13 protein-coding genes are annotated in these 20,215 nt (G+C 41.9%); 7 read left to right on the forward strand and 6 right to left on the reverse strand.

What is annotated here, in order from left to right:
• Window positions 1-50: 50 nt before the first annotated feature.
• On the reverse strand, window positions 51-4,064 hold the full coding sequence (locus L3V38_RS09975; RefSeq protein ID WP_237119306.1) for a rhombosortase-dependent M36 family metallopeptidase: 4,014 nt from the start codon (window positions 4,062-4,064) through the stop codon (window positions 51-53).
• Between the two features lie 169 nt (window positions 4,065-4,233).
• Here L3V38_RS09975 and L3V38_RS09980 point away from each other — a divergent pair, with 169 nt between their 5' ends.
• Window positions 4,234-4,728, forward strand: a complete 495-nt coding sequence (locus L3V38_RS09980; protein WP_237119307.1) for a hypothetical protein — start codon at window positions 4,234-4,236, stop codon at window positions 4,726-4,728.
• A gap of 1 nt (window position 4,729) precedes the next feature.
• On the opposite strand, the gene L3V38_RS09985 is transcribed toward L3V38_RS09980, so the two are convergent.
• From L3V38_RS09985 to L3V38_RS09995, 3 genes are all read right to left on the reverse strand, one after another.
• Window positions 4,730-5,431: a M15 family metallopeptidase gene (locus L3V38_RS09985; RefSeq protein WP_237119308.1), complete on the reverse strand. Its 702-nt coding sequence runs from the start codon at window positions 5,429-5,431 to the stop codon at window positions 4,730-4,732.
• A gap of 50 nt (window positions 5,432-5,481) precedes the next feature.
• On the reverse strand, window positions 5,482-7,095 hold the full coding sequence (locus L3V38_RS09990) for a sensor domain-containing diguanylate cyclase (RefSeq protein WP_237119309.1): 1,614 nt from the start codon (window positions 7,093-7,095) through the stop codon (window positions 5,482-5,484).
• A 132-nt stretch (window positions 7,096-7,227) separates the two neighbouring features.
• On the reverse strand, window positions 7,228-10,089 hold the full coding sequence (locus L3V38_RS09995) for an FAD-binding and (Fe-S)-binding domain-containing protein (RefSeq protein WP_237119310.1): 2,862 nt from the start codon (window positions 10,087-10,089) through the stop codon (window positions 7,228-7,230).
• Between the two features lie 349 nt (window positions 10,090-10,438).
• On the opposite strand from L3V38_RS09995, the gene L3V38_RS10000 reads away from it, so the two are divergent.
• Genes L3V38_RS10000 through L3V38_RS10020 form a run of 5 tightly spaced genes read left to right on the forward strand, consistent with a single transcriptional unit; the run spans window position 10,439 to window position 15,537 of the window.
• Complete coding sequence (locus L3V38_RS10000; RefSeq protein WP_237119311.1) at window positions 10,439-12,247, forward strand: glycoside hydrolase family 3 protein; 1,809 nt, start codon at window positions 10,439-10,441, stop codon at window positions 12,245-12,247.
• Window positions 12,248-12,296: 49 nt separating this feature from the next.
• Entirely contained in the window at window positions 12,297-13,094 is a 798-nt protein-coding gene (locus L3V38_RS10005) for a putative hydro-lyase (RefSeq protein ID WP_237119312.1), read from the forward strand.
• A gap of 6 nt (window positions 13,095-13,100) precedes the next feature.
• Complete coding sequence (locus tag L3V38_RS10010) at window positions 13,101-13,829, forward strand: 5-oxoprolinase subunit PxpA (protein ID WP_237119338.1); 729 nt, start codon at window positions 13,101-13,103, stop codon at window positions 13,827-13,829.
• A complete protein-coding gene (locus L3V38_RS10015) occupies window positions 13,817-14,677 on the forward strand; it encodes a glutamate cyclase domain-containing protein (protein WP_237119313.1) in 861 nt (286 codons plus the stop codon). The genes L3V38_RS10010 and L3V38_RS10015 overlap by 13 nt, the downstream gene beginning before the upstream one ends.
• Window positions 14,678-14,679: 2 nt before the next feature.
• Complete coding sequence (locus tag L3V38_RS10020; protein WP_237119314.1) at window positions 14,680-15,537, forward strand: aminotransferase class IV; 858 nt, start codon at window positions 14,680-14,682, stop codon at window positions 15,535-15,537.
• Window positions 15,538-15,603: 66 nt separating this feature from the next.
• On the opposite strand, the gene L3V38_RS10025 is transcribed toward L3V38_RS10020, so the two are convergent.
• Together L3V38_RS10025 and L3V38_RS10030 are read right to left on the reverse strand one after the other, a co-directional pair.
• Window positions 15,604-16,584 (reverse strand): WD40 repeat domain-containing protein, encoded by a 981-nt coding sequence (locus L3V38_RS10025; RefSeq protein ID WP_237119315.1) that lies wholly within the window; start codon window positions 16,582-16,584, stop codon window positions 15,604-15,606.
• 178 nt (window positions 16,585-16,762) lie between these two features.
• A complete protein-coding gene (locus L3V38_RS10030; RefSeq protein ID WP_237119316.1) occupies window positions 16,763-17,140 on the reverse strand; it encodes a VOC family protein in 378 nt (125 codons plus the stop codon).
• 152 nt (window positions 17,141-17,292) lie between these two features.
• On the opposite strand from L3V38_RS10030, the gene L3V38_RS10035 reads away from it, so the two are divergent.
• Window positions 17,293-19,320: a S9 family peptidase gene (locus L3V38_RS10035; protein ID WP_237119317.1), complete on the forward strand. Its 2,028-nt coding sequence runs from the start codon at window positions 17,293-17,295 to the stop codon at window positions 19,318-19,320.
• Window positions 19,321-20,215: the final 895 nt, after the last annotated feature.

A 20,215-nucleotide genomic window follows, 5' to 3' on the forward strand; every position in this document is an offset into this window, starting at 1 on the left:
CTTACAGAAAACTGTAAGGGCTTTGTTTTTATCACTGTCTGATAATTAACTTAGCGTTTGCGGCGACGACCTACTAACGCTAATGGAGCAAGTAGTAAGGTCAAGAAACCAAAACTACCACTGCTTGAATTTCTAGGCTCTGGGGTTTCAACCACAGGTTCAGCTTCATTTGTAACAGCAACCGTTACTTGCTCTGACACGGATGCAACACCGTCGCTAACAACAACCTCAAAGACGACCTCTTCATCTGCTGAGATTGAGCCTGGAGTGAAACTTAATGTTGCAGTATCTTCGCCTGATAGTGTTGCTGCTGAACCACTCACTTGCGTCCAAGCATACGTTAATTCATCATCACTATTACGATCAGTTGCAGTTACGCTTAACGTACCTGTTGCAGACTCAGAAATACTTTCATCGCCAGATACGCTAATAACTGGCATTGCATTATCACATGCAAAAGTATCACCCGCGATAACATTTGATAGTATCGGTGTTGTTACATTGGTAAATGACACATTATCAATCCACCAACCAAACTCACTTACTGCACTATCAGATGATAAACGGAAACGAAGCTTCGCGCGGTTACCATTTAATTCAGTTCCAAATCGAATTGTTTCGTAATTACCATACGCACCGTTCTCATCAATGTTATTGCCTGTAAACGTATCACGGTCTTGAATTGCCTGTGCATCATTTTCAGTCAGCGGACCATCATAGCCAACATCAAATGTGCCACCCATTTCAGTTACATCAACCCAATTACCACCATTTACACTGATTTCAACAACACCACCATCCCAATTTTCTTCAATTAGATAGAAGTGCCAGAATGACACTGCAAACTCGCCAGCAAAACCAATCTCAAACTCTTTAGTTTCAACAGCAACGTCTGATTCAAAATCATTGTTATTTAGGTACATGGTTTGCTCACCAAGCCCAAAACCAAAGGTATTGAAAAAGGCTACGTTGCCATCATTAGCCATACTTTGAGTGCCCTCTGCTAGGTCACCACCCGTCATTACGTTTTCTTTAAAGTCATGTAGTGACGTCGCTGCGACTTCCATGTTATCTGAAGTTTGAGAACCTACAGGTGCTTTTGCTTCAAAGTCCATGTTAACCGTATATGAGAGTGTCTCGCTTGCTGCTTCAACAATTTCATCATCAGCAGAAAGTTCTGGGAATGACACTTGAATCTCAAGTGTATCTGCGGTGCCCGCATCATTCAGTGTAAATTTAATAGGCGCACTTGTAGCCGATGTGAATGGAGTCATCTCATCAAACGTGATTAAGCCATCATTTTCAAAAGTAACATCATGGTTACTAACAACGCTCAACTGTGCTTGTGTACCTGTCAGTGTTTCACTACCTGTATTGGTAATGCTCACGGTTAGTGTGCCGGTTTCACCTTTATCTAGAATGTTATCATTCGAGCAATAACCTAACTCTGCACCGTTAAAGTTATTGTTTACGCTCACATCTTTAAGAGTAAAGCTGGCAAGCTCCATATCATCAGATTCAACCACACCGGTTAAGTCTGTGCTGAAACGCTCTGGAGCAACAGCACCTAAGCCCATACCACGCTTAGCAAATGCACCTAAAATAAGCTCGTAATCGTTTGTATCAACAGCATAAGCAGCAGCTAGGATTGCATCACGTGCTTCTGTGTATAGCGGCGCAATTGGTGTCAATTTATAACCCGCAACAAGGTAGTTAGCCATGCGGTTTTGTGCTTCTTCAAAGCCATGCTCGTTAATTAGTGCAACATAGCTTTCCCACAACATTGTTGCCCAAATTTCACCGGCAGCATGAGGCGAAGCCACATTTGTTGGCGCGATACCTACATCAGTACCGGCATTTTCAGTAATGTGACGGAAAGACAGTGGGTTTACTTCCATGTTTGTAGAATATGGAACACGGCGAATACCAAAATAGAAGTCTTCTACGAATGTACCGCTACCGTAAGCTTTTTGGAACTTGTCGTTGCCAGGAATGTTGATATCACCTGCTTTAGCAATAAACATAAGTGAGTGGAAATCACCCCAGCCTTCACCCATGGCACGGCCTTGGAAGTTGATAAGACCAGACGAGTTACCGACTAAACGGTTACTAATATAGTGACCCCATTCGTGTGCAATAATACCGTTATCTAACGTGCCATCTTTTAACGTTGCTTTGTTAAACATGTTTACAGTTACAGCATTACCTGCATCTATCGCGTCATACATTTTATGACCGTCAGCAAAGTTAAGTCCCATGTTTGGAATAAGCACAGCATCATCTTCACCGCCCATAGGTGCAGGATCATCGGTATTAGGATCATTATTTACAACGATTGCACCAATAGCGCCCGCTTCTTGAGCGTGGAATACTTTTGCAGTGAAGTTACACGAACCACGGTCAACTAAAGCAATTTTACCAGCTAAATCAGCTGCATTAGTCGCAGGCTCACAACCATCCGTTACACTCCCTGAATCAACATCATTACCATCGATTAGGCGAACAACTTCAGCGGCTACGTCTGCAAACTGACCTTGACCAAAACCAGAAACTTGCGTTGACTCAAGAAGACCAATCGTTTCATCAGATGTAACTACAACACCAAAGTCTACACCTACTTTCGCATCTTTTGAGTTGTATAAATACATTTGCATACGAGGGCTTGCACCATCTGCTGGTGTAGACATATTTGCGTTGTTTAGACCACTGTTATCTTGTGCTTGCGCTTCAATTGGATCGCCTTCTACACCACCACGGCCATAATTAGAAACTTGTGCAACATTTGATGTTTCGTCAAAACCATGATCATAAAAGAAATCATGTAAGAAGTTGTTCATGTAGAACAAGTTAACGATAGCTGCCTTACGGTTGTCATAACTATTAGCAACCTGATCAACTTGATATGGGTAGTCAAAAGTAAAATCAGACGTTGTTTCAGCCGTAAAGTCACCCTCAGTAAAACCTTGTGGTGCAATAACATCAGCATACGCAAAAACGTTATTACCTGATGTAGTCGTTGCATCATCCTCAAGCCACGGGTCCATTGTGCTCAGCTTGCTGTAGTAAGATAAGCTAACTAAAGGTGCATCTAGAATTTCAGTTTCATCAACTTGATCAGGGCCATCAGCTGGGATTACGTCGCCGTGTGGACCTTCCCAAGGGTAACCATCTGCATCAGCCCATACACGATAGTTAAAGTCTACCGCGTGTGCTTTTAAGTCTTTTTTGAAGTAAACCTTATTGTTGTCAGCACCAATAACGTAGCTGAAGTAGTCGCTATCTAGACTATTTTTATCGGCAACTTCAACTTCAACATAATAAGCTGACTCAAGTTGTCCATTAACTTCAAAAAATACTTTCTTCGCACGTGGTTGACCAACGACAACCTTTTCACCATTTTGGTTAGTTACATTGTACTTAACATAGTCACCTTGCTCAGTAGACTTAACCAGCGAAACATTGATATCTGCTAGCTCTTTAATAGCGTGCTTAATACTTTGCTCAGCACCCACAAATTTAGCAAGTGGTGCAAATGATTTAGTCGCATTAGAACTAACGTTAGCAAAGTAACCAGAGCCAGCTACTAGGTTTTGCTCTTTATCCATGATTAAGTTGTATTCACGGTTGAATACTTCGATATCATGTACTTTTTGCTTGTATTTAGCCGTTATTGAGCCCAGTTTTTGCTCAGATAAATCTGTTAATACTGCACTTGATACACCTTTCTTAGCTGTACTTACACCCGTTAGCGCATTTAAATAAAAATCTGCAGCGTAAGCATTGCGTTGCTCTGGTAAAACAACTGACATATCTGGTTTCGCTTGACCAACAGCCTGCCATAAGAATGTCGCTTTGCCTAATTGAGCATCAAAAATAGATTTATGACCCGATACAGTGCGGCGCTCAGCTAATGCACGTTGCTGAGTTATTTGTGGGTTGAATTGCGCGTGTGAGCTTGTACTAGAGGCACTGTAGAAGCGAGTTTGTTCACTTGCTTGTACTTGTGATGATGCCAAAATAGCCGTTACTAATGTTGCTACAGCGCTTACTTTAAATTTAGCCATGCATAAGTTCCCTGTTGTTATATTTTTAATTTTGGTTAACAATTTAACCAACTATAATGTACCTAAAGCTGTTAATAAAAAATAGTAAAAACTGTAAACAAAAGTAACAATAGTAACAATAGTAACAATAGTAACAATAGTAACAATAGTAACAATAGTAGGAGATTAGATGCACCAGATTAATAAAATACAACTAATTATAGTGTTATCCATGTTAACCTTAGGTTGCCAAGAAGGTGAAGATGTAAATAAAAAGGAAGGCATACCTAAAAATACAGTTCTTCAAAAAGAGCAAAACACACCACAAACCACAACAAAAAAAACTGAAGAGTTAACGAAAACGAACAGTCGTTCTGTTAATAACAATGGTGAAAAACTAACTTATAACTCTGAGCAGCTTGTAAAAGGAACCATCGTCTTTAACCACGCAAATTCAGAGCAAGGTACGGTGACAGGCACTGTATTTATTACACTCAAAACCGAAGAAGCATCCTTAGCACTACTGGACACCTATAAATTAAAAAAGGTAGCTGAGCATACGTACAGTTTTTTTGTCGATAAAGGTACTGATTTAAAAGTAGTCAAAACTGAATTAGAAAAATACCCAGAAGTCGGTATTGTTGAAATTGCTGTGGATTACACACCCATTAGCGAAGTACGTTAATTTATTTTATTACAAAGTTAAAATAAGTCGCAGGGTAAGCCTGCGGCTGATAAGTGAAATGCCACCACTCCATTGAATACGGAGCAAAGCCCGCATCACTCATAAGTGTTTTAAGCTTATAACGATTAGCTTTTTGAGTGGCACTAATTCGAGGATCATCCGTATTTGAAAGCGTATCAAACATGTCAAACGGTGATGCCATATCAAGCTCAACACCATATGCATCAACTAACGTTAAATCAATGGTTGAGCCACGGCTGTGGCCTGATTTAGCAGCAATATAATCACCTAACAGCTGATCTTTATTAAGGTTAGGATAAAACTCAGCTTTGGTGCGCGTATCACTTAAATCATTAACCCAACGTACAAAATGATCAACAGCGCGCTGTGGACGATAACAATCGAAAATTTTTAAATTCAATCCCTCTTTCTGAGCCGCCTTTTGTACGTTTTTAAGCGCATTCGCTGCGGTTTTGTGCAATAAGCATTTAGGCGCAGTGTAACCATCAATAGGAGCGCCCACAAAATTATGACGCCCAAAGTAGCGAATATCTAAAACCGCGTTAGGAAGGAGTTCACCAACATCAATAAACTCACTACGCTTATTCTCATTCGTCTTAGCTTGCACTGGCGATGTATTGAGTAAAATGACACTCAACACACAAGCCATTTTCATTAAACGAGATGCACTGATGGATACCATGTGATTTTCCAAAATAACCTAATGGTATTTACTATTACATATAAAATAACTTATTCCAATACTGGCACTTCAGACACGAGTGGAAGATCTTGGCAAAAGGTGGCATCAAGTACACAACGATTTCGACCTGTTTTTTTAGCTTTGTAGAGTGCTTGGTCAGCTAATTTCATCACATCTTCAATACTGAGCTGCTCCAAAGGCCAGCCTGAAATACCAATCGACACATTAATACAGCCCACAGGTTCTATATAATATTCAGAGACTTGCATTCTTAAGCGTTCAGCAAGCTGATAGGCACGTTTTGCCGTAACCTTTGGCATAATAACAATAAACTCTTCCCCACCTGTGCGAGCGACAACATCGCCTTCTCGCGTTGCATCAACTAATAATTTAGCCAATGATTGCAGCACTAAATCTCCAATATCATGGCCAAACTCATCATTGACTCGCTTGAAATGATCTATATCGATTGCTAAAACTGCAAATGGGCATCGCTGTGCCATCAACTGGCTTAATCTGATATCCAAACTTCTTCGGTTGTGCAGGCAAGTCAAGGGATCCGTCTGCGCTTCCTGCCTCAGTAGGCCTATTTTACTTTGCAAAAGCCCAACTCCTTTGAGCATTGCATTTCTTAACTCGTTACTTTCATAATACCAAGAACGAAGTTGCTTGAGCTCTTGCGATGTTGTTGGTCTATCTAATGTGCTTGCTGTTTCTGCCAGCTGTTTCAGTGGCTGTGAAATAAGTCTTGCTAACACCCAAATAAGTATAAAAGTAAACAAACCGATAGGTGCTGTACGTAAAAAGACCTGCCACATAAGATTATCAAGCGGCGCAAGTGTGCTTTGAAGGGGTCTTTGCGTGACGACTCCCCATGGAGCCACCGACAAGGGTGCATACCCAGCGAGCATTTCAATCCCCTGACTATTTTTAACTACCTGTGTGCCAGCGTGACCACTTAAAACCGATTCAATAACTTTATTATCAAATACTTGCTCGCCTATACGATGTTTATTAGGGTGGTAAAGTAAGCGATTATTTTCATCAACAACATACAAGTATGAGCCATCTTGATAATAATGAACTTGCAATAATTCATTCAAAATACTGGCGCGTTTTAAATACAATGTACCACCCACATAGCCAATAAATTCCCCTGTTTTATCAAACAAAGGCTGTGACATAAAAATTAGTAGGTTGCCGGCCATCGAAATGTAAGGCTCACTAATCATTGGCCTACGGTATGATAAAGCGGCTTTAGTTCCAAAACTGTCTACTTTGAGGTTTTGTAAGTTTAATGACGCTGGAGACACGCCTAAAATATTGCCTTTTTTATTTACAATAATCGTAGAATTAAAACTATTGGTTTGTAACCTTAAGCGTTCGGTTTCTGCATTAATTAACTCTTGGTTATTAAAATCTGCCTCTAATATTTTACCAACATAAGCAAGCTGTTGTTGAGCAGCTAGCAAAAAGTTATCTGTGGCTGACACCAATTTTGCAGCATAAGCTTTATGGTTATTCAAAGTTTCATTAATAAGTTGCTGTTTTTGAACTTGGTAACTTGAGTAATAACTATTAAGAAAAGTAATCAGCGTTGCTGAAAATGCTAGCAACAAAATTAAACGATGCAGGTTTAAACCTGTTCTAAGACTATTAAGCACGGTATTTTTCTCATATTAAACCCAATATCCGTATCGGGTACATCTAATACCTTTATATTAGCAACTACTACTTTGTACCTCTATAGAACTTTTGTCATAATTTGATTTAGCGCAAGAAAAAGAGCAAATACTCTACTCGTTACTCTGCTGATCTAACAAATACAAAATTGATTGATAGCTAATGCCACTGTGCTCAGTTAAACCAATTTCGCAACTACGACTATTTGACACACCGCGACGACAGTTGTTTGGTACTTGTTGTTTAAGGGTTTTTAACGCGTTGTTATTGAGTTCTGGCAAGTTAAAGCCTTTATCACCAGCAAAACCACAGCACTCAATATCAGCAGGTATAATCACCTCATTACTACATGCCTTGGCAAGTGATACTAGGCTTTGCTCTTTACCTAATCGCTTAGAACTACAGGTAACATGGAGCATCACCGGCTCATTTACGGGCGTGACTTGCAAATTAGGCAGTAAATGCTGGGCTGCAAAATCAGCGCTTTCATAAATTTTGAGAGCCGTATTTTGTGCGGCATTAAGAGTAGTAAGTGCACAAGGGCTGGCATCAAAAACAATGGGATATTGGCCATTATTTGAAAGCGCCACAAGCTCAATAAGTAACTGCTCACTTTTGTTTTTAAACTCGTCATTAAAGCCTTTGCTAGCAAACGGCATACCGCAGCAAAGTGAATCTGCTTGTTTCGGAAGTAGCACTTCATAACCTGCTTTGGCAGCGAGTGAATAAATAACATCTAGCAGTGGGCGCTTATCATCGGCAAGTTTATCGGCCGCAAAAATCCGGCTTGCGCAGCTTGGTATATACACCAACTTTTTCGCTTGTTGGGGTTGTTGAAGCTTTCTATTAATTGGTTGCTCAGCTCTTGGCCATGCCGAGTAATACAGCGGTGTACCAAGTAACTTATTAGCAGGTTTACTCAGGCTTCTTAGGTTACTGCTGCCGATTGCTTTTTCGAGCACCTGCATCACACTTAAACCAAGCCGTGCCCCCATAGCAACAACCGCAAAATGCTTGCTGGCAAAGCGTGATAGTGACCGCGCAACTTTGTATGAAGAGGCTTGCTCTGCTCTGAGCGATTTTATAAATTCGCCCGTGTTTATCCCCACTGGGCATTTAAGACCACAAAGACCCGTTGCCGCGCACGAATCAATACCAAGGTATTTAAAGTCGGCCTCGATAACACTGAGCTTTTGATTTAATTTCTGTTTGCTTGCTACATCATCAGTTGTTAGTAATTGATTGTGCAGCTCTGTGCGGTGTCGCCATAAAGTAATGCGCTGCCTCGGTGTTAAGGTAAGCCCTTTTGATGGGCAAACAACTTCGCAAAAGCCACATTCAATACAGGTATCGATAATATCATCACTTTTTGGCATGACTTTTAAATGCTGAGTGTGAGCATTTTTGTCGTGATTAATAATAACCCCAGGGTTAAGAATATTTTGTTTATCGAATAATGCTTTAAGCGCAACCATCACCGCGAAGCCATCGTCTCCCCATTCAGTAGCAACAAACGGTGCCATGTTACGCCCAGTGCCATGCTCAGCTTTTAATGACCCTTTTAGTTCAACCGCCACTAAGTTCGCCACATCAGCCATAAATTGCTCGTATCGGCTTACTTGTTCAGGTGTATCAAAAGCTTGGGTGAATACAAAATGTAGATTTCCGGCAAGCGCATGGCCAAAAATAATGGCTTCATCATAACCATATTTAATAAACAATTGATGCAGCGCATTCACGCCCTCAGCTAATTTATCAAGAGCAAAGGCAACATCTTCAATAATTACAGTGGTGCCAGTTTCGCGCACTGCGCCAACCGCAGGAAACGTGCCTTTACGGATATTCCAAAGAGCCGCATTACGGGCAGTATCTGCAGAGAACTCAATCGCTGCCAGTTGACTTTGCTTAAACTCAGCAATAAGTTGCTCGGTGACCTTTGTGAGCGCATCGAGAGCCTGTGCATTTTCAGCTCTTAACTCAATTAACAATGCCGCTGATTGCTCTGGGTAGCTGGACACTTCTTTTGGCATTATGGCATGCTCAGACACCGACATCAGGGCGCGTTTATCTAGTAGCTCAACGGCTGCAACATCAAGTTCACTCAGCCTTTGTACCAGCTCACACACCTTGCTGATATCATCAAAAATAAAGAAGCCTGTGTGTTTGTACTTATGCTCAACCACGGTGTGGTAGGTGATATCGGCGATAAAAGCTAACGTACCTTCAGAGCCAATAATGAGGTGCTTAATGATGTCGATTGGATCAGCAAAATCCAGCAGCGCATTTAAACCATAACCCGTGGTATTTTTTAAACGGTACTTATGGGCGATGCGCTCACTCAAATCTGGGTTTTGCTTTACGCTATCAACTAGGCTCATTAACTCATCAACAAAGCGACTATGGCTTTGCAAAAAGGCATTACAGCTTTGGCTATCAGCCGTATTTAGTACAGTGCCATCGGCAAAAATTAGCGTCATATCTTTTACTGTGTGATAACTGTTTTGCGCTACCCCACAGCACATACCCGATGAATTATTTGCCGCCATACCGGCTATTTTGCAGCTATTAATAGACGCAGGATCAGGGCCAATTTTTTTACCAAACGGGGCTAATACTTGATTCACTCGAGCACCAATGATCGCCGGTTGTAAGCGTATTGCCTCGGCGTCACCAAGTATCTCAAACTTGCTCCAACTGTCGCACAACAAAACCAATACTGAGTCAGTAATTGCTTGCCCAGATAAACTCGTTCCAGCGGCGCGAAATGTGATGGGTACGTGTTGCTCGTTAGCAGCAATGATCACTTGTCGTGCTTGATTTTGATTACTCACTAATACAATTAATTCAGGTATTAATCGATAAAAGCTGGCGTCTGTTCCGTACGCATAACGGCGCGAGTAATCTTCTATTAATGCAGACTCTGGTAAAAAAGGTTTAATTTGCTGTTTAAATGCGTGCAATCGAGCTAAAGCCATCTCGCCCCCGAGCTTGTCATATTTACGCTGATGAATATGGAATATATTATTACTTTAAATTGACCTAAAAAGCGACCTATTAAATTGATAAATTATCAACTTGCCAAGGTTTTCATCAATATAAAGGGTTGGTTATTTAAGCCTATTAGCCCAATTTGGTGATCTAACTTAGCTTTTTGCAGTCGGACAGAAAAACCGCTAGGGTAGCAAAAAATACTGTATTTATATTTAAAAACCCATTAACATCAAGAATAATTTATTCTAAAAACTAAATAAGCGTTTTGCTTTGGAGCTTGCTGTGTTAAATAAGTTTGCACTATCGTCACTGGTTATCGGATTAGGATGTTTCATGCCATTACAATCATCATTTGCTGAGTCTGCATTAACTTTAAAACAACAGTTAGGGCAAAAGCTCATGCTTGACCTGCGCTATTACTGTGAACAAGACCCAGGTGAGCAAAAATGCCGCACACCGGTGACAGAGCTGCCGGCCGATTTAGCGAATATCATCACTAAACATAACATTGGTGGGGTGATTTTATTTGCAGAAAATATCGATACCGTGCCGCAAGTAATCAAACTTAATAATGATCTACAAAAAGCCGCTGCCAAGTCAGAGTTAGGCTTACCGCTGTTTATTTCGATAGATCAAGAAGGTGGCCGAGTTGCCCGTATTCCTCGTGATGTAGGTACGTCGTTTACCGGTAACATGTCGATTGGCGCGACCTATAACGAACATGGCACCCACTTCGCGACTGAGTCTGCCCGCATTATTGCCGACGAGCTATTGGCACTGGGTGTGAATGTTAACTATGCACCCACAGTCGATGTAAACATGAATCCAGATAATCCAGTTATTAACGTGCGCTCTTACGGCGAAGATCCGCAATTGGTTGCAAAACTAGGTGGTGCCCAAGTGGCAGGATTCGAAAATAACGGCGTTATTTCATCATTAAAGCACTTTCCAGGACATGGCGATACCAATGTAGATAGCCACACAGGCCTGCCAAAAGTAATGCATGATAAAGAAACCATTTGGCAGCAAGACCTACCTCCTTTTAAAGAAATTATTAAAAACCAACAACCGGGTATGATCATGACGGCACATATCCAATACCCAGCCCTCGATAACAGTACATTTGTCAGTAAAGAAGGCAAAACCATGATCAAACCTGCGACTATGTCGCGCAAAATCATCACCGACTTATTACGAGAAGAGCTCGGTTATCAAGGTGTGGTGATCACAGATGCACTCGATATGGCGGGGATCAGCCACTTCTTTGAACCAATTGAAGCGGTAGTAAATACCTTTGCAGCAGGTGTGGATATTGCCCTTATGCCCATCGAAATCAGAAGCCCTAAAGACCTAGCTGTGCTTGATGCCCTGATTGAGCGATTAGAGCAAGAAGTACAACGCGGCACTTTAAATGCAAACGAAATGAGCGCGTCTGCAACACGTATTTTAAAACTAAAAGAAAAATTTAAACTCAGCTCTTCACTTGATGACGAAGCAGCCATCAAAAAAGCGCAGCTTTTACTTGGCGATCAAAGTCATAGGAAAGTAGAAGCTGAGTTAGCATTAGCGGCTATCACCGAAATTAAAAACGAGAAAAACACCCTACCGCTTAGCATTAAATCGGGCAACAAAGTGCATATTATTATGCCAGATACCCGCAAATGCTATGCTCTGCAACAAGCGTTAATTGATAACACCGATCAGCTAATCAGCTTTAGCTGCACGAGTTTGCAAGGCTACGAGCCGCTTGCAACATTACAAAAAATTAATGAAGCCGATATCATCATTGCCGCAAATGCGTCACCAAAACAAAGCGCTGTTGAAGTGGGCGGTATGGACGATTTAGCCGATAACCCAGAATTTGCAATTGCTAAGACTGATCAATCAGCTGCATTAGAGTCCTTATTAAAACAAGCAAAATTAGCCAATAAAAAGACCGTATTTGTAAGCTTACGTGCCCCTTACGATATTGCGCAGTTCGGACAATTTGGCGATGCAGTACTTGCCACCTATGCTTACAATATAGATGTAGATACAGATGAAAAAATTGCTGGTCCTGCTTTTACAGCGCTAGCAAACGTTTTACTAGGGAAAGCCCCTGCAAAAGGGCAGCTGCCCGTTACTATTAATGACCTAAACTGAGTGTTATTGTAATAACCTCGGTTAGGTTTTAATTTTCAAGGAGAGGCACTTGCAAAAAGATGCATCATTAACCACCCCAGCGGCTATTCGTAAAATGGTACGCGAGGGTGATTACAGTGGTAATACGTCTGGGTTTGCGCCTGGGTTTGTACAAGCAAACTTAGTGATCTTACCTAAACAATACGCGTTTGACTTTTTGCAGTTTAGCCAAGCCAATCCTAAATCATGCCCTATTATAGCAACCAGCCGTTTACCAGGCGTTTCCGATATGCCAACTGTTGGCGAAAACATTGATATTCGTAGCGACTTACCGCGCTATCGCGTCTTTAAAAATGGACAAATGATTGAAGAAGTGACTGATATCACAAGCCATTGGCGCGACGATTTAGTCACCTTTTTGATTGGTTGCTCATTTTCATTTGAAGAGGCATTGATTGCCGCAGGCCTTGAAATTAGAAATATTAGCGAGCAAAAAAATGTCCCTATGTATGTGACCAATATAGCGTGTCAGAGTGCGGGGATCTTCCATGCTAATATGGTTGTGAGTATGCGCCCGATGAAACCCGCTGATGCGATTCGCGCCATCCAGATTTGCAGCCGTTTTCCAAGTGTACATGGTGCGCCAGTGCATTTTGGCGACCCTGCAGCAATCGGTATTAAAAATATTAACAAACCTGAGTTTGGCGATGCAGTGACCATTAAAGAAGGCGAGGTGCCGGTATTTTGGGCCTGTGGTGTTACTCCACAAGTTGCGATTGCCAATGCAGCACCTGATTTTTGTATTACCCATAGCCCAGGGCATATGCTGGTAACCGATATTCCAAATAGTAAAATGGCAGCATTTTAAATGACGATGAAACTAAACTGCGACTTAGGCGAAAGCTTTGGTATGTGGAAAATGGGCCTAGATGAGCAAGTGATGCCACATATTGATATGGCTAATATCGCTTGTGGCTTTCATGCGGGCGATGCCGATGTAATGGCACGCACCCTCTGCCTTGCAAAAAAGCACAAGGTTACTATAGGCGCACACCCAAGCTATCCAGATAAACAAGGTTTTGGTCGTCGTTCGATGGCAATGAGCGAAAAAGAACTCACTAACTGCCTTCATTATCAAATTGCTGCGATTGATGGCATGGCAACTGTGCATGGTTTAACGCTGGAATACGTTAAACCACATGGTGCTCTTTACAACGATATGATGCGCGAAGAGCATACGTTAAATATCGTTATGCAAGCAGTTGCTCGTTATCCAAAACCACTAAAATTAATGATTTTAGCCACCAATCAAGCAACCAAACACAAAACACTAGCAAGTGAATTAGGTATCGAACTCATTTTAGAAGCCTTTGCCGATCGCCAATATACCGATGAAGGAAAGTTAGTCTCACGCGCTCTTGCGGGAAGTGTTTTAGAGAAGCCAGCTCTTTTGAAGCAGGTAAAACAATTAATTGAACATGGTACTGTTACCACTCGAAGTGGCCAGCAGCTCACGCTCCAAGCCGACAGCCTTTGTGTTCACGGCGATAACGAAGCAGGCATTGCCCTCATTCAAGAGATCAACGCATTATGCCAAGTCTAAGTGATGAAGCACTCAGTCTAAAAATAGAAAGCATGATGGTCGAACTAAATCCACGAGGTATGCAGTATTTATATGCTAGGCAAACCAAGGGCACTTATTTACGCGCCGCTCAGTCACTTCACAAGGCACAACATACTATTCTGATTGGTACAGGCTTTGCGGTTAACAACACCTTTGAAACCGATGGCCCTGTTGGCGCTATAGCACTTTACAAAGTACTCGAGAAGCTTGGTAAACAGCCAATTTTGGTCACTGGCAACCCCCTTTACAGTGCCCTGAAAAAAGACTTTAACTGTTTTGAGCTGCCAATTAACAACATTGATAATGCGCGCACTTTTAGCATTAAAGCCCTTGAGCAGTTAAAGCCTGATTGTGTTTTATCAATAGAGCGCCCGGGGCTTAATCAGCATCAACGTTATTACAATATGCGCGGCATTGATATTTCTGAACATTGTGGCTGCTTTGATTTTTTTGTGACAGAAGCACACTGCCCCACTATTGCGATTGGTGATGGCGGTAATGAAATAGGCATGGGTAACCTTGCACAGCATATGCAAGATCTTAGTATTACACCTTGTTTAACACCTTGTGATGAGTTGCTGTTGGCTGATGTATCTAATTGGGCCGCTTATGGTCTCATTGGATTCTTAAGCCGCTGGCACAACACTGACTTATTAGCAGATATTGAGCCACTAGACATTCTGCATTACCTAAGTGAGCGCGGTAGTGTTGATGGTGTTACCCATAAAAACGAGCTCACTGAAGACGGTTTGCATGCTATGCATGGCCAACAATTAATAACTCGGCTTCGCCAACTTGGCAGCTTTACGACAGAGAATGAGGTTTAACAATGGGCACGGTATACCTAAACGGTGAATACCTTAGCGCTGATGAAGCAAAGATTTCACCCATGGATCGCGGCTTCTTATTTGGCGATGGCATCTATGAAGTGATCCCATCATACCAAGGCAAAATGCTTGGCTTTGGCGCACATATTGAGCGTATGAATAACGGTTTAAACGAGCTTGAAATTAAGCTCGATTACAGTGCCGATACGTGGCGTAAAATCTGTAATGATTTATGCGAGAAAAACCATGGTGACAACTTGGGGATTTATTTGCACGTAAGCCGCGGCGCCGACACTAAACGTGCCCATGGCTACCCAACTAACATTACTCCAACAGTATTTGCATTTGCTTTTGAAATTCCAGCAGAACCTGTTAGTGACATCGATAATGCGACAGCATATACCGTATCACTTGAGCAAGACCGCCGCTGGCAGCGTTGCCATATTAAATCAACGGCACTACTTGGCAACGTTATTCATTACCAACACGGTGCAGCTGCAGGTAACAAAGAAACCATTTTATTTAATCGTTTAGAAGAAATTACCGAAGCCAGTTCAAGTAATGTGTTTATTGTTAAAGATGGTGTGATCAGTACGCCACCTCTTGATAACCAAATTTTACCTGGGATCACCCGTTGGTTAATTCTCAATATTCTTCACAGCTACAGCGACTTTAAAGTGCAAGAGCGCATTATTAGTAAAGACGAGTTACTTGATGCCGACGAAGTATGGATCACCAGCGCGACTAAAGAAGTTGGCCCTGTCGTAAAAGTAAATGGCAAATTAATTGGCGATGGTAAGCCTGGTGCGGTTTGGCAGCAAGTGCAAAGCTTGTTTACCAAGCATAAATTTGATTACTAATTTAATCGTACTCAAGAACAAACGCCTACTTTAAGTAGGCGTTTTTGTTTTATCTACTTTTTGCTGCTATTTGTTGCTTTTCATCTCAAACGGCCAAGCCTGCAATAGACTGTCACTGGTTTGTGAATATAACTGCGTACCATCGTAAGCCACACTCAGTACTGACGTGCGCTGACGCTGCTGTTTAGCTTCGTATTCAGCGATTAATTCACCATCTGCAACACGGTATAAACGCATCTTCATTTTTGGCGAGCCAGTTAATAGCCATTTGTCTTGGTTGATAAATTGCGATGCGGTGAACTCAATAAAGTTAGAGTATGAGTCCACTTCTGATAGCTCATTTTTATTGGCCAAATCAAAGAATACACGATCATCAACCGAATCAATTGCAAAGGCCAAGCTTGCTGATTTATTTAAAGTAACGTGATTCACTCTAGTCGCTAAACGCTCTTCAAAGCGAGTGTTGCCATCACTCGTTGACCAAAGCTTAACGTACTTATCGCTTGACCCAGTAAACGCCCACTGACCATCAGCCGATAACGCCACGCTATTAATATCTAAACGATGAATATCAAAACGCTTAGTATCACCTGTGCGGGTGTTTATCACCTCAGCCTTGCCGCTACGATAGGCAATAACCAACGTATCGCCTACAGCTGAAATAGCGATGTCTCTAGCAATTTCTTGCCCGGTAAGCCAAGTGCCGATACTACGCCCCGTGCGAGTATCGTATAAAGTCACCGATAACCGATTTGAAATAAAAAAACGAGATTTGTTAGCGCTAAAACCCACAAGCTCAACATGCTCAGCGCCCTGCCCTGTTATACAATCGTATAGACGCGCTTTTAACTGATTATCCCAAACGCACACCTCAGTTTGGGTTGCCACTAACGCGTGACTCGCATCCTCGGTTAGCGCCGTGGCACTTAGTAGCTCATTGCCATGGGCAAACTCACTACTAGCAGATGCTGTAAACACCTCATTTGTGCCACATCCAACCAACGCTAATGTAACGACACATGAAAGTGACTTAAACAGTTTCGACATTATTCTAACTCGCTTATTTTTATAGTTATTTTTTATAGCAGCAGTTTAATGAAAATAGGGAGAATTTGGTAGGTGTAAGAGCTTTAAGCTGTCAGCTTTATAGGCGTGCAATTTATTTCACGCGAGACTGCAACATGTTGTGGGATGTTGCAGCTGCGACTACATTTGCTAACTTCACTCATCCATGCGTAAAACAAAACACATTAAGTTTGTTACCGTCTAGGTCTCTGAAGTATCCCGCATAAAAGCCGGGCATTTCACGTGGGCCGGGGGCGCCTTCGTCTGTGCCGCCAAGCTCTATGGCTTTTCTGTAAAAAGCATCTACTTGAGCAGGAGTTTCAACTGCCAACGCAATCATAGTGCCATTGCCTACGGTCGCTTTTTCATCGTTGTAAGGCTTGGTAACCGCAAAACCAGGTTTATCTTGCCCAGTGTTCCATGCGACAAAGCGGTCAGTTTCTAAAAAGCGCTCGGCGTTTAGGCTGGCGAACAATTCATCGTAATACTTTACTGCTTTAGCTAGGTTGTTAGTGCCTAACATGATGTAACCTATCATTGTGTGTTCCTCACGTTCAAAAGTGTCTGTATTCAACATAAAAGGGAAATGACCATCTGTCTATTGATTTCTCCATTCATCGCAATGGGCTATATTTCTGATGGTTGTTACTTTATAACAGGTTAAACACCGCTCACTAACAAGGAAATAAAATGAAGTTTAAAACGTCTTTAGCACTGCTTGCAGCAACCAGCTTTTACAGCCATGCGGGAGCTAGCAATACCTTTGGGCTCGAAAATGTTTTTGATCTTGAATACGCCAACCAAATAGAAATGACAAAAAATGGCGATACAATTTATTTTGTGCGTAATCGCATGGATATCAAAAGCGACCGTAAAGTTAGTAATATTTGGTCAGTAAACCCAGATGGTAAAACCATGCTACCGCTAACGTCTGGCGTGCATATGGATTACTCTCCGGTGTTGTCACCTGATGAAACTCGTTTAGCGTTTATTTCTACCCGAGATGGTAGCAGCCAAATCTATGTAAAATGGTTAAAAACCGGTAACGTAGCAAAAATTAGTAACCTAACGCAAAGCCCTGGCGGATTAACTTGGACGCCAGATGGCAAACAATTGGTGTTCAGCCAATTTGTGCCAGCAAAATCAGCCAGTCCAGTGTCTTTACCAGGCAAGCCTGAAGGCGCTAAATGGGCAGAGCCAGCTAAATATATTGACGATACCTATTACCGCGCCGATGGCGGTGGCTACTCTGAAAAAGGCTATCATCACTTTTTTATCATCGGTGCAACAGGCGGCAATGCCCGCCAATTAAGCTCTGGAGATTTTGATCACAGTGGTGCTATTAGCTTTAATGAACAAGGCGATGCGTTTTATTTTTCAGCTAATCGTTATGAAGACAATGAGCTACATCCGACTGAATCTGAAATCTATAAACTTAGCTTAGCGGATCGTTCAATCAGCCAAATAACAGACCGTAAAGGCCCTGATTCAAGTCCTAAAGTCTCTCCAAATGGTCGTTACCTCGCTTACACTGGCTATGATGACAAAAAGACTAACTATGAAAATAACGACATTTATTTACTTGATTTAAAATCAGGTAAAAGCTCGGTGCTCACTGCTGATTTAGATCGCAGTGTCGAAAGCATTAAATGGGATGATAGTGGCCAAGGTCTTTATTTTAGTTACGATAGCGAAGGTAAAACACACCTAGCTTACCAACCGCGTAGTGGTAAACATAAAGTGATTACCTCACAGATTGGTAGTGTCGCCTTTGGTCGCCCATATTCAGGTGGTGACTTTGATGTGAGCGAAGATGGTGAAGTTGCATTCACACTCGCTGATACACAGCGTCCAGCTGATGTAGCATTAATTAAGCGCGGAAAAACGGCTCGTTTAACGCAATTAAACGAAGATGCGCTGGGCGACAAAGAACTGGCCAAAGTTGAAGAAATTTGGGTTAAATCAAGCCATGATGGCTTGGCTATTCAAGGTTGGATTGCATACCCACCTGGTTTTGATAAAAACAAAAAGTACCCACTTGTTTTAGAGATCCACGGTGGCCCTGTTGCAAACTACGGCCCTCACTTTAGCCCTGAAGTGCAGTTATACGCAGCCAAGGGCAATGTTGTGCTTTATATGAACCCACGCGGTAGTGATTCATACGGTAAAGAATTTGCGCAAACAATTCATCACAACTACCCAAGTAATGACTTTGATGATTTGATGACAGGTGTTGATGCTGTTATCAATAAAGGCTTTATTGATGAGAGTAAGTTGTTTGTTACCGGCGGTTCAGGTGGCGGTGTTTTAACTGCATGGATTGTGGGTCATACAGACCGCTTTGCAGCAGCTGTTGTTGCTAAACCAGTCATCAATTGGATCAGCTTTGTACTAACTGCTGATTTCTATCCTTTCTTTGCTGACTATTGGTTCCCAGGTAAGCCATGGGACAATATTGAGCATTATATGAAGCGCTCTCCAATTAGCTATGTGGGCAATGTAAAAACACCCACTATGCTGTTAACCGGCGAATCAGACTATCGCACCCCGATTTCTGAAACCGAGCAATTTTACCAAGCGTTAAAGCTACAAGGTGTTGATACAGCGATGGTGCGTATTCCAAATGCCTCACATGGTATTACCGCTCGTCCATCAAACCTAATGACTAAAGTCGCCTATATTCAATGGTGGTTTGATAAAAACAGTGGAAATGATTAACGACATCGAGCGAAGCGAGAACGTTTCATTTGCGCAAGGTGAACTGATTTCGTGACGCAGTTTCGCTTAACTTATCTCAAATTGTATTAGGCGCGATTCTATATCGCGCCATATCCGAATGATCATTTAATAAAACCATAACGCGGGGTAAACCTGCTGCTACTTGTTAACTTTACTCTTTCTCACTTTGCCCCTTGCTAGTTCCCTCTCTGTAAACCCCCTTTACAGTCAAAAATGTGAGTAACTCCTTACATACCTCTAATGAATATCGGACATTAAATAAAAAGCAGTTGGTAAAAAATCGGTTTATAGCCAAAATCAGTAACTTGAGTTAGTAAAAAATCGGTTTGTGCCGCTAGAAACCTAGCTTCAGTTAGTAAAATTTTGGTTTGTAAGGGGGTTGAGTTGGTAAAAAATCGGTTTATGGCTTGAGTGAGTTAATAAAAAATCGGTTTATAAATCGTAAGATTCTACAAAACAGCCCTAAATTGCCGTTTATATGACCCAATTTTAACCATTCTAGAGGCTGTAATCAGGTAAAAAGCCCTAATTAAGGCTTATAAGACAGAGGTAGTTAAATCCTGATCTAAAATTCTGAGGCTGGTAAATGCGTGATCTGTATTTTTATAAAGCTAGTAAATGGCTGATCCAAGACTTGGTTAAAGAGTGATCCGAACTGCGAGATTCGAGATGCGATGTGAGAGGTGCGAGGTAGCAGATTTTACATCACGTCCTAGAACCTACAGCCTAGCACCTGATGACGCGGGGTAAACCCGCTTATATGGACTCCTCCGATTGCACAAGCCTTTTTTACATTAAGCTGATGTGATTGCGTACTTATATACGGACTCTAATGAGGCGCTACCTCGGTCACTTTGATGTTTTCGCGCCCTTG

It is taken from the genome of Pseudoalteromonas sp. L1, from assembly GCF_021728095.1.
Taxonomy (GTDB): domain Bacteria; phylum Pseudomonadota; class Gammaproteobacteria; order Enterobacterales; family Alteromonadaceae; genus Pseudoalteromonas.